Origin of the sequence: Microbacterium sp. ER1, from assembly GCF_023383675.1 — a bacterium.
GTDB lineage: Bacteria > Actinomycetota > Actinomycetes > Actinomycetales > Microbacteriaceae > Microbacterium.
On record NZ_QCXO01000138.1, the window covers coordinates 599,282 to 613,097 of the forward strand.

Genomic DNA, 13,816 nt, shown 5'->3' on the forward strand with positions numbered 1-13,816 from the left:
CGGTCAGCCCGCGGGCTCGGTGACGAAGTCGATCAGCTCTTCCACCCGGCCGAGGAGCGCGGGCTCGAGGTCGCGGTAGGTCGTCACCTTCGACAGGATGTACTGCCAGGCCCTGGCCGTGTCGGCCTGCGTCTCGTGCGGCCAGCCGAAGGCACGGCAGATGCCCGTCTTCCAGTCGAGGCCGCGCGGGATCTCGGGCCACGCGGCGATGCCGAGGGCTCGAGGGGTGACGCACTGCCAAACGTCGACGAACGGGTGTCCGACGATACGGACATGGCGACCGTGCGGTCCGCGGGCGACCGCCTCGGCGATGCGGGACTCCTTCGACCCGGGCACGAGATGGTCGACGAGGACGCCGTACCGCCGGCGCGCACTCGGCGGCTCCGCCGCGAGGAGTTCGTCGAGGAGGTCCACGCCCTGGAGGTACTCGACGACGACGCCTTCGACACGCAGGTCGGCCCCCCATACCTTCTCCACGAGCTCGGCGTCGTGCCGCCCCTCGACGAGGATGCGGCTGGGCAGCGCCGTCCGCGCCCGCTGATCCGCCACGGCGAAGGAGCCGGAGGCGGTGCGACGAGGGCCCTGTGCCGACGCCGCCGGCGCCGTGAGGCGCACCGGTGCCCCGTCGATGAGGAAGCCGCCGCCGAGGGGGAACAGCCGCCGTCGCCCGACGCGGTCCTCGAGCTCCACGGCACCGCTCTGCACCTTCGTCACGGCGCCGCAGAATCCGTCCGCCGCGACCTCGACCACGAGGTCGACCTCGGCGGGCACCTGCGGCACCGGCTTCACGCCGCGCTCGCGCCAGCCCGCTGCCAGCACGTCGGATCCGTACCTGTCGTCCATGCCTTCCAGCGTATGTGTCTCCGCTGAGGGCGAACGCCGAAACGTGCGCGAGTGTTGTCGCGTCGGACTAGGCAACTCGCTTCTGTCCCCCATTTGCCCTACAGCCACTCGCGGCTTCCCTCGCTAACATTTCACTCATTAGCTTCCAGCTCTCAGTGAGGGGAATCATTATGGAACTCGTTTCGGATCTCGTAGCTTCTAAGCGCAAAAGGCGCGGCGGGATCGCTGCTGCTCTTGCCCTTATCCTGTCAATCTCAGTGCTCGCGGTTCCAGATACTGCTGTCGCCGGCTCGGGCATCGTGCACGTCTGGGGGCAGCGGTGCACAGCCAGTAATGGCGGCCACTACGTGGCCTTTCACGGCAGCACGGACGGAGCGCGAAAGAACGCCTCTCACTACCTGCGTACTATTCGGTGAACAACGGAGCCTGGCACCGGACCTCAAACGTCTCCACGAATGGGAGCTTCGGGATCGGCTCCACGGGTACCATCACGTCAACTTGGCCGAGCGGCGCAGGCTCAGTAATGGTGCGAGTGAAGATTGACGGAATCATCGGTTCAGCATCGGTGCCCTTTAGCCCCACCCGCTGCCGGCCAGGAGGACAGCATTTCTGACATGCGCGAATCTACATGGAACCTGCCCGCGCCCGAAGCAGGCCTGCGACCATGGGAGGACAAGGGTCACACAAGAGAGCTCTTCGACGACCTCTGCTTGTTGATTCAGGCGTCGCAAGCAGGAGAGGCGATCGACCAACTTCTCGCCGGAGAACCACTGTCCGACGAGCGTCTGGCCTCCCTCGGGCGGCTGAACTACCACGCCTTCATCAAGCGATATGAGCCGATTGTTGCACTGTGGGACGCGACTCCGCGATTAGATCCCAACGCCGAGGCCCTCCTCGCAATGCGGGGGTAGTTCATCAACGCATAGACTCATGGCATGGGGCTCTGCTGCCAGTCGGAGGGAACACGATGACGAAACGGTGGCTTACGCTGGCTGCACTTGCCATGGCCGCCGTGACGGGAGTTTTCAGTGCTTCCGCCGCTTTCGCAACTGATCCGCTCACGCTCGATTCCGGATACGTCACCGACCAAGCCGACGTTCTCAGCGCCGATGAGGAAGCCACGGTAGAAGCCAGGCTCAAAGACCTGACGGCCAACTCCAACACCGACCTATTCGTGGTGCTCGTCGACGAATTCACCAAACCGAGCGACGGCCCCGCCTGGGCAGACACGGTCGCCGAAAAGAACGGTATCGGTACCGAGCAGTATCTCCTCGCGATCGCGGTCGAAGGGCGCAGCTACTACATCTCCGCTGCACCCGACGGCCCGGTGAGCTTCAGCCAGCTCGACAGCATCGAGGACAAGATGGTCCCCCTCGCGGCTGACGGCGACTGGGTCGGCGCGATCACGCTGGCCGCGGACGAGATCCAGGGGGACGGGGGCGCCGGAGCGCTCCGCGTCACGCTGATCGTCGTCGGGGTGGTCGCGGCCGCCCTGCTCGTCTGGCTCGTCGTCGCTCTGGTCCGGCGCGCACGCCGCACCGCAGCCATCCGCGAGCGGGGCGCCATGCCGGAGACCCCGGACCCCGCCGATCCGTTCTCCACGCTCACCGATGCCCAGGTCGAGCAGCAGGCCGGCGTCGCACTCGTACGCGCGGACGACGCCATCACCTCCAGCCGGGAGGAGCTGGGATTCGCCGTGGCGCAGTACGGCGAGGGCGCGACCGCGGAGTTCTCCCGCACCGTCGACGAGGCAAAGGCGAAGATCGCCGAGGCGTTCGACCTCCGGCAGAAGCTCGACGACGAGATCGAGGATTCCGTCCACGACCGCCGCGCGTGGCACATCCGCATCATCAGACTGGCCGACGAGATCGACGAGATCCTCGACGACAACACCGAGGCCTTCGACGAGCTGCGCCAGCTCGAGCAGAACGCACCGAAGGAGCTGGAGCGGGTGCGACGAGAGCGCGCCGACCTGACGCCGCTCCTCGCCTCGGCCGCTCCCTCCCTCGCCGCTCTCGTCGCGACCTACGACCGGGCCGCCCTGAGCACCGTGACGGAGAACCCGGCGCAGGCCCAGGAGCGCGCAGCCTTGGCCGATCGGGCGATCGACGCCGCGGCCCAGGCCCTCGCGAACGGGCGCACCGGTGAAGCGGCGTTCGCGATCCGCACGGCCGAGCAGGCGGTGGCGCAGGCGGCGCAGCTTGTCCGGGCGATCACCGCGCTCGGCACCGAGCTGACCGGGATCGAGGCGCAGGCGCAGGCGCTCGTCACCGAGCTCCAGGGCGATGTGGCTGCGGCGGCGCAACTGCCCGACCCGACCGGCGCCCTGGCGAGTGCGTCCCACAAGGTGACCGCACAGCTGCAGACGGCGCAGGCCGACCTCGTCGCCACGCCACGCAACCCGCAGCGGGCCCTCGACGCCCTCACGGCGGCGAACGCCCAGATCGACGGCGCGATCGCGCAAGGACACGAAGCCGTGGAGCGCGCCCGACGGGTCCAGCAGCTCCTGGAGCAGACCCTGGCCCAGGCGGCCTCCGAGATCCGGGCCGCCCGGGAGTTCATCGAGACGCGCCGCGGCACCGTGGGCTCCACCGCCCGCACGCGCCTGGCGACCGCCGACGCCGCGTTGACCCAGGCCCTCACCCTGCGCACGTCGGATCTCGAGAACGCCCTGGCCGAGGCCCAGCGCGCCCTCGACCTCGCGCGCCAGGCCACGTCCGCCGCGGAGGCCGATCTCCGCGCATACACCCCCGGCGGCTATCCGGACGACGGCTGGGGCGGAGTCTTCGGCGGCTCCGGGTCCCGTTCCGGCGGCTCCGGTATCGGCGGGGACATCCTCGGCGGGATCATCGGCGGACTGCTCGCCGGCGGCGGGGGCGGCGGCTCGTCCCGGCGCAGCAGCGGCTGGCGCTCCTCGGGCGGCTTCCGCAGCTCCGGCTTCGGCGGAGGCGGATCCCGCGGCGGCGGACGCGGACGCTCCGGAGGTCGACGCTTCTGATCCCCCGCACAGACACATACGCCAAGCTCTCGAAGACGCCCCTCTGAAAGGAACCACGCATGACCAAGCAGTCCATCTTCGGACGGATCTCCACCCTCGTCCGCGCGAACATCAACGCCCTCCTGGACTCTGCGGAGGACCCGCAGAAGATGCTCGACCAGCTCGTCCGCGACTACACCAACAGCATCGCCGACGCCGAGTCCGCCATCGCGGAGACCATCGGCAACCTGCGGCTGCTGGAGCGCGACCACGAGGAAGACGTGCAGGCGGCCAACGAGTGGGGCAACAAGGCCCTCGCTGCCAGCCGCAAGGCCGACGAGATGCGCGGCGCGGGCAACACCGCCGACGCCGACAAGTTCGATAACCTCGCGAAGATCGCCCTGCAGCGCCAGATCAGCGCCGAGCGGGAGGCGACGAGCGCCGAACCGCAGATCGCGGCCCAGACCGAGATCGTCGACAAGCTCAAGAGCGGCCTGAACGGCATGAAGGACAAGCTCAACGAGCTCAAGAACAAGCGCAGCGAGCTGCTCGCCCGCGCCAAGGTCGCCGAGGCGCAGACCAAGGTGCAGGACGCGGTCAGCTCCATCAACGTGCTCGACCCCACCAGCGAGCTCGGCCGGTTCGAGGACAAGGTCCGCCGCCAGGAGGCTCTCGCCCAGGGCAAGGCGGAGCTGGCCGCGTCGAGCCTCGACGCCCAGTTCGAGAGCCTCGAGGATCTCGGCGAGCTGACCGAGGTCGAGGCGCGCCTCGCCGAGCTGAAGGCCGGCGGCACCGCGCCGCGCCAGGCGCTCGAAGGCAACTGACACCGACGCGGATGCCCGGGCGCACGCCCGGGCATCCGCGGTTCCGTCTCCGGGAGGTCTCCCATGGTGCGTTTCCTGGTCGTGCCGCAGTGGCAGGGTTCACCCGCCGCGCGCGCGATGCTCCTCGTCGACGGCGCGTCGGCGATCGCCGGCGATCTGCCGCGTGCGGCGACGACCGTCCTCGACGTTCCGGTCGAAGCCGGCGAGGCGCTGGGCACGGGCGTCCGGCGGCTCAGCGCCCTCGCACGTACGCGGGAGCTCGTCGCCGGACATCTCGAAGCCGGAACCGTGCTGATCGGCGGCGACTGCAGCATCACCGTCGCCGCACTCGACACGCTCCCCGGCGGGACCGACGACCTCGCCGTGGTCTGGTGCGATGCGCACGGCGATCTGCACACGCCGGACACCTCGCCGTCCGGGGCCTTCTCCGGCATGGCGCTGCGTGCCGTCCTCGGTGAGGGAGAACCGCAGCTCGCCCTGTCCCCCGGCATCCCCCGGGATCGTGTCGTCACCGTGGGTGTCCGGAACCTCGACGAGGCCGAGACCGGCGAATGGGACCGCCTCCGGAATCTCGGGGTGGCCGATCTGGACGACCCGGCGGCGCTCGCCGACGCCGTGCAGGCCACGGGGGCGCAGCGGGTGTGGGTGCACATCGACGTCGACGTCCTCGACCCGGCGTCGTTCACCGGAGTCTCCGCCGCCGTGCCCTTCGGCGTGACCCCCTCGTCCCTGAGCACGGCGATCCGAGAGCTCCGGAGCCGCGTCCCCCTCGCCGGGGCGACCATCGCGGGCTTCGCCCCTCGCACGCCGGCCGACGCCGTCGACGACCTCGGCGCGATCCTGCGTCTCGTCGGAGCCGTCGCGTGAGCCCGGCGCCGGGGTGGGAGGCCGTCGCGGCGGAACGCCTCGCCCGCGGACGACGGTCGGACCGCCGCATCCCCTCCTTCCTGCTGCGCTCCCCGATCAGCCGCCTGGGCTACCTCTGGGGCACGGCCGTCGGCTGGATCTGGGGCGCTCTGTGGAGCACCGGCCCGATCGAACGGCGCGGCGGTCTCTGGGTGTTCCGGGGCATGCCCCGATGGACCTTCCACCGCGGCGGCGTCTGCGTGGGCGGGTGCTTCCTCACCGGCGACGCGCGGCCCACGGACGCGGTGCTGCGCCACGAGGCCGTGCACAAGCAGCAGTGGCTGCGCTACGGCTTCCTGATGCCGGTGCTCTATCTGTTCGCGGGACGCGACCCGCTGCGGAACCGCTTCGAGATCGAAGCGGGGCTGGAAGACGGCAACTACGTGCGCCGCCCCCGCTGACTCAGCCCTCGACGGGGAGCAGTCCGAAGCGCTCCGGCACGCGGATCCGGTTCACGGCCACGCCGAGGCGGTCGGTGAGGTGCTCGACGATGTCGGCCGTGCCGAGGTAGCCCCCGAGCAGCGTGACGTGCGTCTCGACCTCGTCGTCGACGAGCATCTCGTCGGCCCATGCGCAGGTGGCTCGGGCCAGGGCCTGCCCTGGCGCGCAGCCGCGACCGCTTCCCGGGGCTCCGGAGCGGGCGGAGCGGGCGAGCCAGGTGACCGTCATGCGACCGGGAGCATGGATGACGCCGATGTCGGAGACGTCGGGAACCTCGATGAAGATGCGACCGGACGCGCACAGCGGGAGGGTCGCGAGGAACGCCTCGAGGTCGAGCAGGGAGTGCTCGTCGGCGGTCACCAGGTGGTGTGCGCGACGGCGCGCCGCGCGGCGAGCCGCACGCGTGCCTCGGGTGTCGAGCGTGGTGTCCATGGTGATCCCATCGTACACCAAGCGAAGGCTTGCCTAACCTTCGACGCCTTCTTCCGTCACGGGCTCGACGAGGGCCTCGCGCAGCGCAGTGAGCTCTTCCTCTGTCATGCCGTTCGCACGCAGGTAGCCGGCGGCCGACCCCCACCGCTCGTCGACCTGGGCCAGCAGGCGACGCATCACCTCGGCGGGCGAGCGGGTGGCCAGATCCACCGCGTGCAGCGCCTCAGGATGCTGGCTCCGCAGATAGGCGGCGATGCGCCGCGACCGTTCGGCGGGCAGCTGCGACTCGGTGAGGGCGTAGTCGGCGATGACGGCATCACGATCGGCGCCGACCGCCGAGAGCGCCAGCGCGACCGTCACGCCCGTGCGGTCCTTGCCCACCGTGCAGTGCACCAGGGTCGGCTCGCCCGCGGCGATCACCCGGACAGCGGCGACCAGGCGCTCCCCGCTCTCCTCCAGGAGATGCAAGTACAGGTCGTCGAGACTCGTATCGGATTCGAAGAAGGAGCGCACGGACCCGAGGAACAGCGGCAGGTGAGTCGTCTCGGGACCCTCGATCTCGCTCGGTTCCGCGGCGACCTCCTCCCCGTCGCGGAGGTCGACGATGCGACGCACCGTCGCCCGCAGGAGCGCCGCGCCGTTCGTGGTCGCCGTGGAGAGCTGGCCGGAGCGCAGCAGCACGCCGGGGCGGATGCGTCCACCCTCCGCGGGGATCCCGCCGACGTCCCGGACGTTCGTGACGCCCTCGACGTCGAGGATCGTCACGCCCCCGCCTGGGGGCCGCGCGGGGGCACGGGGTAGCGCCCGGCGATGACGATGCGGTTGAAGGCGTTGATCGACACGCACGCCCAGCTCAACGCGGCGTACTCCTTCTCGGTGAACACACTCCCGACCAGGTCGTAGACCTCGTCCGAGATGCCGTCCTCCGCGATGAAGGTGAAGGCTTCCGCCAGTTCGAGCGCGGCACGCTCCCGATCGCTGAACACACCGCTCTCCCGCCACACGGCGATCTGGCTGATCGTGTCGACGCCCAGCCCGGCGGCGACCGCCCGGTCCACGTGCACCCGCGTGCAGTAGCTGCAGCCGTTCAGCTGCGAGCAGTGGATCATGACGATCTCCTTCAGGCGGTCGTCGATCCCGTTCTCGGCGCAGATCGTGCCGACCGTCTTCGAGAAGGCGTCGAGGGCCTGATAGGCCGCAGGCTCCGTCTTGGACAGGTGCACGCGCTGTTCGGTCATACCTCCATGATATTCGGCGCCGGGCGCGGGAGACGGTGTGGGACCGGCCTCACCGAAATGCACGCTGCCAACCTTTGGGCGCGATCCTGCTGCATATCGCCCTGTTAATCCCCCTCACATCTTGTCAGTTTGCTCCGGCATTTCCCGCGAGGTCGAAACGGGGCGCAGAATAGCCGCGTGGCGATCGACACCAGCGAGTTCTCCTATCTTCCCGCGCAGGCCGACGCGCTCGGCGTTCCGCTTCCGACCGTGGAGCGCCTGACGCTCCCCCTCCCCGAGGGTCGCGTCGTGAGCGGGTTGCGCTTCGGGTCCGAGCCGCCGCGCATCACCCTGCTGCACGGCGCCGGTCTGAACGCCCACACCTGGGACACGACGGCGCTGGCGCTGGGGCAGCCGCTCCTGGCGATCGACCTCGCCGGCCACGGCGACTCCTCCTGGCGCGACGACGCGGACTACTCCCCCCGCACCCTCGCCGCCGACGTCGTCGCCGCTCTGGACGCGTGGGTCTCCGCACCGCAGATCCTGGTGGGACAGTCGCTCGGCGGTCTCACCGGCGCCGCCGTCGCCGCGGCGCGGCCGGACCTCGTGGCCGCTCTGATCATCGTCGACATCACGCCCGGGATCGACGTGTCCGCCGGCCCCGCGGCGCTCCGGGAGTTCTACGCCGGGCCCACCGACTTCGCGACCCGCGACGAGCTCGTCGACAAGGCGATGGCCCTGGGGTTCGGTGGCACTCGCCCCGAGACCGAGCGCGGCGTCTTCCTCAACACCCGTGTCCGCGCGGACGGCCGCGTCGAGTGGAAGCACCACTTCGCCCACCTCGCCGCCACCGCTCTGGCCGCCCACGACCCCGGCACCCCGACGGCGCCGTCGGTCCTGCATGAGACCGGCTGGGACGATCTGGCGGCGGTCACCGCGCCGGTCACGCTCGTCCGCGCCGAGCGCGGCTTCGTGAGCGCTGCCGACGCGGACGAGTTCCAGCGCCGCCTCCCGGAGGCGCGGGTCGTCGCGATGGACGCCACGCACAACGTGCAGGAGACGGCGCCCCGAGACCTCGCCCTGCTCGTCGGTTCGGCGACCGCGGCCGGAATATGACGCTCCGTTCCACGTCCGCCGCGCCGAATCCCGCCCGACCCTAGGCTCGTCCCACCGGCACACAGCACCTGCCGCACCGAGAGGAAACACCCATGTTCCGACGTCATCGACGCCTCGCGCTGATCTCCGCGCTCGCGGCCACCGCCGTGATCCTCAGCGCCTGCTCCGGCTCCGCCGAGCCTGCCCCGTCCACGGGCGGCGAGCCCGACCCCGACGCCACCCTGCACGTCGGTCTCGTGCTCGAGCCCACCAACCTCGACATCCGGCACACCAGCGGTGCCGCGCTGGAGCAGATCCTCATCGACAACATCTACGAGGGACTGGTCAGCCGCACCCAGGAGAACGAGATCGTGGAGCGGCTCGCCTCGGAGTACGAGGTGTCGGACGACGGCCTCACGTACACCTTCACCCTCAACGACGGGATCACCTTCCACGACGGCTCGCCCCTGACGGCGGCCGACGTCGTCTCCTCCTACGAGACCGTCCGCACCGATGACACGGTGCAGGGCAACGCGGAGTTCGCGTCCGTCTCCTCGATCTCGGCTCCCGACGACACGACCGTCGAGATCGTGCTGTCCGAGCCGAACCAGAACTTCCTCTTCGCCCTCACCGGCCCCGCCGGGCTCGTGTTCAAGGACGGCGACACCACCGACCTGAAGACCGCGGAGAACGGCACCGGTCCGTTCACCCTCACGCGCTGGAACAAGGGCAGCACGATCACCTTCGCCCGCAACGACGACTACTGGGGCGACCCGGCCGGCGTCGCCGAGGTCGAGTTCCAGTACATCCCCGACTTCACGGCCGGAGTGAACGCGGCTCTCGCCGGTGACGTGGACGTCCTCACCGCCGTCGACCCGAACCTCGCTCCGCAGCTCGAGGACTCGGGCGACTTCACCCTCACGACGGGCCGCACGACCGACAAGGCCACGCTCGCCTTCAACAACAAGAAGGCTCCGCTGGACGACGTCCGGGTCCGCGAGGCGCTGCGCCTGGCCATCGACCACGACGCGCTCATCGAGGCCGTCGGCGCCGGCACGCCGCTGTACGGCCCCATCCCCGAGCTCGACCCCGGCTACGAGGACCTCTCCGACGTCATCTCCTACGACCCCGAGCGGGCCAAGGAGCTGCTCGCCGAGGCCGGCCAGGAGGACCTCGACCTCACTCTGACCATCCCGTCGTTCTACGGCACCACCGTCCCGAAGGTCCTCATCTCGGACTTCGACAAGGTCGGCGTGAACCTCGAGGTCGATTCCGTGGAGTTCCCGACCTGGCTCGAGGACGTGTACACCAACAAGGACTACGACCTCAGCTTCGTCCTGCATGTCGAGCCGCGGGACTTCGGCAACTTCGCCAACCCGGACTACTACTTCGGCTACGACAACGCCGAGGTGCAGGACCTCTACACGCAGGCGCTGGCCGAGGTCGATCCCGAGGCCTCCGCGAAGCTCCTCGCCGAGGCGGCCCGGATCGTCTCCGAGGACCACGCGGCGGACTGGCTCTACAACGGTCAGACCATCACCGCCGTGAATCCGGTCGTCAGCGGCTTCCCGGAGGACTCGATCAACTCGCGCATCAACCTCGCGGGTGTGACCGTCTCCGCCGCGAGCTGACGACGGTCGACGCTCCGTGCTGCGTTACGCGCTCGTCCGAGGAGCCCTGCTGATCGCAGGGCTCCTCGTGTCGAGCGCGCTCATCTTTCTCACGTTGCGCGTCTTCCCCGGCGACGTGGCCCAGCTCATCGCCGGCACTCAGGCCTCCCCCGCCGAGGTCGAGGCGCTGCGGGAGTCGCTGGGGCTGAACCAGCCTCTGCTCGCGCAGTACGCCGACTGGATCGGCGGCATCCTCCGCGGCGACCTGGGCACGTCGCTGCTGTCCGGCGCCTCCGTCGGCGAGGAGCTGCTGCTGAAGGCACAGGTCACGGTTCCGCTCGGGATCATGTCGCTGGTGATCGCCGTGCTCATCGCCGTGCCGTTCGGGATCCTCGCCGCCCTGCGTCGCGGCCACCGCGACGGCACGGCGCTCAGCGTGGGCGCGCAGGCTCTCGCGGCCGTCCCCGTCGTCTGGGCGGGCATGATGCTGATCGTCGTGTTCTCCGTGTGGCTCGGCTGGCTGCCGCCCCAGGGCTTCCCCCGCACCGGGTGGTCGACACCGGGCAGAGCGATCGAGGCGCTGCTGCTGCCCGCCCTCACGATCGGCATCGTCGAGGGCGCCATGCTGATGCGCTTCGTGCGCAGCGCGACCCTGCAGGCCGCCGGACAGGACTTCGTCCGCACCGCGGCCGCCAAGGGTCTGACGAAGACCCGCGCCCTCATCCAGCACGGCATCCCGGCGGTCGGGCTCTCCATCATCACGGTCCTCGGCCTCCAGGTCGCCGGGATCATCGTCGGCTCGGTCGTGATCGAGCAGCTGTTCACGCTTCCGGGCATCGGCCGCATGCTCGTGACCGACGTCGGCACCCGCGACCTCGTCAAGGTGCAGAGCGAGCTGCTCGTGCTGACCGGCTTCGTGCTGGTGGTCGGTTTCCTCGTGGATCTGCTGCACCGGGCGATCGACCCTCGACAGCGGGAGGCCGCATGAGCGCGCGCTGGTTCCCTCGGCTGTGGCGCACCTCGACCGGCCGCTTCGGACTGATCGTCATCGCCATCGTCGTCCTGGCGGCCGTCGTGTCCCTCTTCTGGACGCCGTTCGACCCGCGGGCCTCGAACATCGGCGACCGCTGGCTGCCGCCGGGATGGCCGCACCTGCTCGGGACGGACGACACCGGACGTGACATCCTGAGCCTGCTCATGGCGGGCGCGCGGACCACGGTCTTCGTCAGTGTCGGCGCGGGACTCGTGGCCACCGTCGTCGGCATCGCCCTCGCCGCCCTCGGCGCCCTGACCACCCGGCTCGTGCGGGAGACGGTCGCCGTGTTCGTCGACATCCTCATCGCCTTCCCCGTGCTGCTGATCGCGATGATGATCTCGTCGGTGTGGGGCGGATCGCTCTGGGTCGTGATCTGGGCGGTGGGGATCGGGTTCGGCGTGAACATCGCGCGGGTCACGCGGCCGGAGCTGCGCCGCGTGCAGCAGAGCGACTTCGTGCTCGCCGCGCGCGCGTCCGGCCTCACCCCCGCGCAGAGCCTCGTCCGTCACCTCCTGCCGAACGTGGCTCCGGTGTTCATCGTGCAGCTCTCCTGGTCGATGGCCGTCGCGGTCCTCGCGGAGGCCGGCCTGTCGTACCTCGGCTTCGGGGCCTCGGTCGTCGAACCGAGCTGGGGGCTGCTGCTCGCGGATCTCCAGCGCTACATCGGCGTGCACCCTCTCACCGTGATCTGGCCCGGGCTCACGATCACCCTGACCGTGCTCGCCCTCAACCTGCTCGGCGACGGGCTCCGCGAAGCCACGGACCCCACCCTGCGGCACCGTGCCGCCGAGACGCACACACCGGCGGTGGTCGCATGAGTCTGACGGTCGAGGATCTCGTCATCGAGATCGACGGACGCCGCGTGGTCGACGGCGTCTCGCTCCAGGTCCCCGACGGCACCCGCCTCGGGGTGATCGGCGAGTCGGGCTCCGGCAAGTCCCTCACGGCGCTCGCCGTGCTCGGGCTGCTGCCGGAGGGGGCGACGGCACGCGGGAGCATCCGGTGGGACGGCACCGAGCTGATCGGGATGCCGGACCGTGAACTCGCCCGGCTGCGCGGCGACGACATCGGCATCGTGTTCCAGGAACCCCGGACGGCGCTCAACCCGATCCGGACGGTCGGCCGCCAGATCGCGGAGTCCATCCGCATCCACGAAGGCTTGGGCCGGCGCGAGGCCCGTGACCGGGCGATCGCGGAAGCCGCCCGCGTGCGACTCCCCGACCCGGAGACCATCGTCGACCGGTATCCGCACCAGCTCTCCGGCGGCCAGCGGCAGCGCGTCGCGATCGCGATGGCCCTCGCCTGCCGTCCGCGGCTGCTGATCGCGGACGAGCCCACGACGGCCCTCGACGTGACGATCCAGGCCGAGATCCTGTCGCTGCTGCTCGGGCTCGTCGCCGACGAGGGCATGTCGCTCCTGTTCATCACGCACGACCTCGCGGTGCTGTCCCAGGTGGCGACCGAGGGCGTCGTGCTGGAGCACGGTCGGGTCGTCGAGAGCGCACCGGTGTCGCGGCTGCTGACCGCGCCGACCTCTCCTGTCACGCAGGGGCTGCTGCGGGACGCGACCGCGACGCTGTGGCGGCCCGAGGGAGGAGAGGCATGAGCCTCATCGAAGCGCGCGGGCTGCGACGGGACTTCGTCGTGCCGAAGCGGACGGCGTTCGAGCGCACGCGGCGGCAGACGGCGCTCCAGCCGACCGACCTCGACGTGCCCGAGGGCGCCTCCCTGGGGATCATCGGCGAGTCCGGCTCGGGGAAGTCGACGCTCGTGCGACTCCTGCTGGGCCTCGACCGACCGACCGCGGGCACCGTGTCGGTGGACGGCCGGATCGTCGACGCCGGCGCCTCCGCGCGATCGCTGCACTGGTTGCGCCGGCAGACGGGTCTCGTCTTCCAGGATCCCTATGCCTCGCTCGACCCTCGGATGACGGCGGGGCAGATCGTGCAGGAGCCGTTGTGGGCCCTCGGCATCGACGGCGACCATCGGGCACGGGTGCGCGAGGTCATCGCCCGGGTCGGCCTGGACCCGGAGATGGGCGATCGCTATCCGCACGAGTTCTCCGGCGGGCAGCGGCAGCGGATCGCTCTCGCCCGCGCTCTCGTCCATCGTCCGCGGATCCTCGTGGGCGACGAGCCGCTGTCGGCGCTGGACGTCACGGTGCGGGCGCAGATCCTCGAGCTCCTCGCGGAACTCCGCGTCGCGGACGAGCTCACGCTGCTGCTCGTGTCGCACGACATCGGCGTGGTGCAGAACCTCTGCGACACGGTCGTCGTCATGAAGGACGGCCGCATCGTCGAGCGCGGTCCGACGCGCGACGTGCTGCTCCACCCGACCGCCGACTACACCCGCACCCTGCTCTCCGCGATCCCCGTCATCCCCGACGCCTGATCGCCGACCCACCCCTTTGCGGCCGCCCCGGCCCTTTGCGTGCG

General features: G+C 70.4%; 15 protein-coding genes. 11 read left to right on the forward strand and 4 right to left on the reverse strand.

Annotated elements, in window-relative coordinates:
* Window positions 1-3: 3 nt before the first annotated feature.
* The gene (locus BV453_RS16260; protein ID WP_249522058.1) at window positions 4-843 is read right to left on the reverse strand and encodes a DUF3097 domain-containing protein; all 840 of its coding nucleotides are present in this window, start codon (window positions 841-843) and stop codon (window positions 4-6) included.
* Window positions 844-1,457: 614 nt separating this feature from the next.
* Here BV453_RS16260 and BV453_RS16265 point away from each other — a divergent pair.
* The 5 genes from BV453_RS16265 to BV453_RS16285 all read left to right on the forward strand — a co-directional run bounded on the left by BV453_RS16265 (window position 1,458) and on the right by BV453_RS16285 (window position 5,951).
* On the forward strand, window positions 1,458-1,754 hold the full coding sequence (locus BV453_RS16265; RefSeq protein ID WP_139833332.1) for a hypothetical protein: 297 nt from the start codon (window positions 1,458-1,460) through the stop codon (window positions 1,752-1,754).
* Between the two features lie 92 nt (window positions 1,755-1,846).
* The gene (locus BV453_RS16270) at window positions 1,847-3,841 is read left to right on the forward strand and encodes a TPM domain-containing protein (protein WP_249522059.1); all 1,995 of its coding nucleotides are present in this window, start codon (window positions 1,847-1,849) and stop codon (window positions 3,839-3,841) included.
* Between the two features lie 59 nt (window positions 3,842-3,900).
* Complete coding sequence (locus BV453_RS16275; protein WP_025103092.1) at window positions 3,901-4,644, forward strand: PspA/IM30 family protein; 744 nt, start codon at window positions 3,901-3,903, stop codon at window positions 4,642-4,644.
* 63 nt (window positions 4,645-4,707) lie between these two features.
* Complete coding sequence (locus BV453_RS16280; protein WP_025103091.1) at window positions 4,708-5,511, forward strand: arginase family protein; 804 nt, start codon at window positions 4,708-4,710, stop codon at window positions 5,509-5,511.
* A complete protein-coding gene (locus BV453_RS16285) occupies window positions 5,508-5,951 on the forward strand; it encodes a hypothetical protein (protein ID WP_025103090.1) in 444 nt (147 codons plus the stop codon). The genes BV453_RS16280 and BV453_RS16285 overlap by 4 nt, the downstream gene beginning before the upstream one ends.
* A 1-nt stretch (window position 5,952) precedes the next feature.
* Here the strand turns inward: BV453_RS16285 and BV453_RS16290 are convergent, their stop codons facing one another.
* The 3 genes from BV453_RS16290 to BV453_RS16300 are packed head-to-tail and all read right to left on the reverse strand — an operon-like array spanning window position 5,953 to window position 7,661.
* Window positions 5,953-6,423 carry an SIP domain-containing protein gene (locus BV453_RS16290; RefSeq protein WP_025103089.1) on the reverse strand — a complete coding sequence of 157 codons (471 nt, stop codon included), beginning with the start codon at window positions 6,421-6,423 and terminating at the stop codon, window positions 5,953-5,955.
* A 33-nt stretch (window positions 6,424-6,456) separates the two neighbouring features.
* A complete protein-coding gene (locus BV453_RS16295) occupies window positions 6,457-7,188 on the reverse strand; it encodes a tyrosine-protein phosphatase (RefSeq protein WP_085607215.1) in 732 nt (243 codons plus the stop codon).
* The gene (locus BV453_RS16300; RefSeq protein WP_249522060.1) at window positions 7,185-7,661 is read right to left on the reverse strand and encodes a carboxymuconolactone decarboxylase family protein; all 477 of its coding nucleotides are present in this window, start codon (window positions 7,659-7,661) and stop codon (window positions 7,185-7,187) included. Before BV453_RS16300 ends, BV453_RS16295 begins: the two co-directional genes overlap by 4 nt.
* A 177-nt stretch (window positions 7,662-7,838) precedes the next feature.
* On the opposite strand from BV453_RS16300, the gene BV453_RS16305 reads away from it, so the two are divergent.
* From BV453_RS16305 to BV453_RS16330, 6 genes are all read left to right on the forward strand, one after another.
* Window positions 7,839-8,756, forward strand: a complete 918-nt coding sequence (locus tag BV453_RS16305) for an alpha/beta fold hydrolase (protein ID WP_249522061.1) — start codon at window positions 7,839-7,841, stop codon at window positions 8,754-8,756.
* A 92-nt stretch (window positions 8,757-8,848) separates the two neighbouring features.
* Window positions 8,849-10,366, forward strand: coding sequence for an ABC transporter substrate-binding protein (locus BV453_RS16310; protein ID WP_249522062.1), 1,518 nt, complete (start codon window positions 8,849-8,851; stop codon window positions 10,364-10,366).
* A gap of 16 nt (window positions 10,367-10,382) precedes the next feature.
* A complete protein-coding gene (locus BV453_RS16315) occupies window positions 10,383-11,333 on the forward strand; it encodes an ABC transporter permease (RefSeq protein ID WP_071328318.1) in 951 nt (316 codons plus the stop codon).
* Window positions 11,330-12,199, forward strand: a complete 870-nt coding sequence (locus BV453_RS16320) for an ABC transporter permease (RefSeq protein WP_249522063.1) — start codon at window positions 11,330-11,332, stop codon at window positions 12,197-12,199. Before BV453_RS16315 ends, BV453_RS16320 begins: the two co-directional genes overlap by 4 nt.
* Entirely contained in the window at window positions 12,196-12,987 is a 792-nt protein-coding gene (locus BV453_RS16325) for an ABC transporter ATP-binding protein (RefSeq protein ID WP_126893894.1), read from the forward strand. The genes BV453_RS16320 and BV453_RS16325 overlap by 4 nt, the downstream gene beginning before the upstream one ends.
* Complete coding sequence (locus tag BV453_RS16330; RefSeq protein WP_249522064.1) at window positions 12,984-13,772, forward strand: ABC transporter ATP-binding protein; 789 nt, start codon at window positions 12,984-12,986, stop codon at window positions 13,770-13,772. The genes BV453_RS16325 and BV453_RS16330 overlap by 4 nt, the downstream gene beginning before the upstream one ends.
* Window positions 13,773-13,816: the final 44 nt, after the last annotated feature.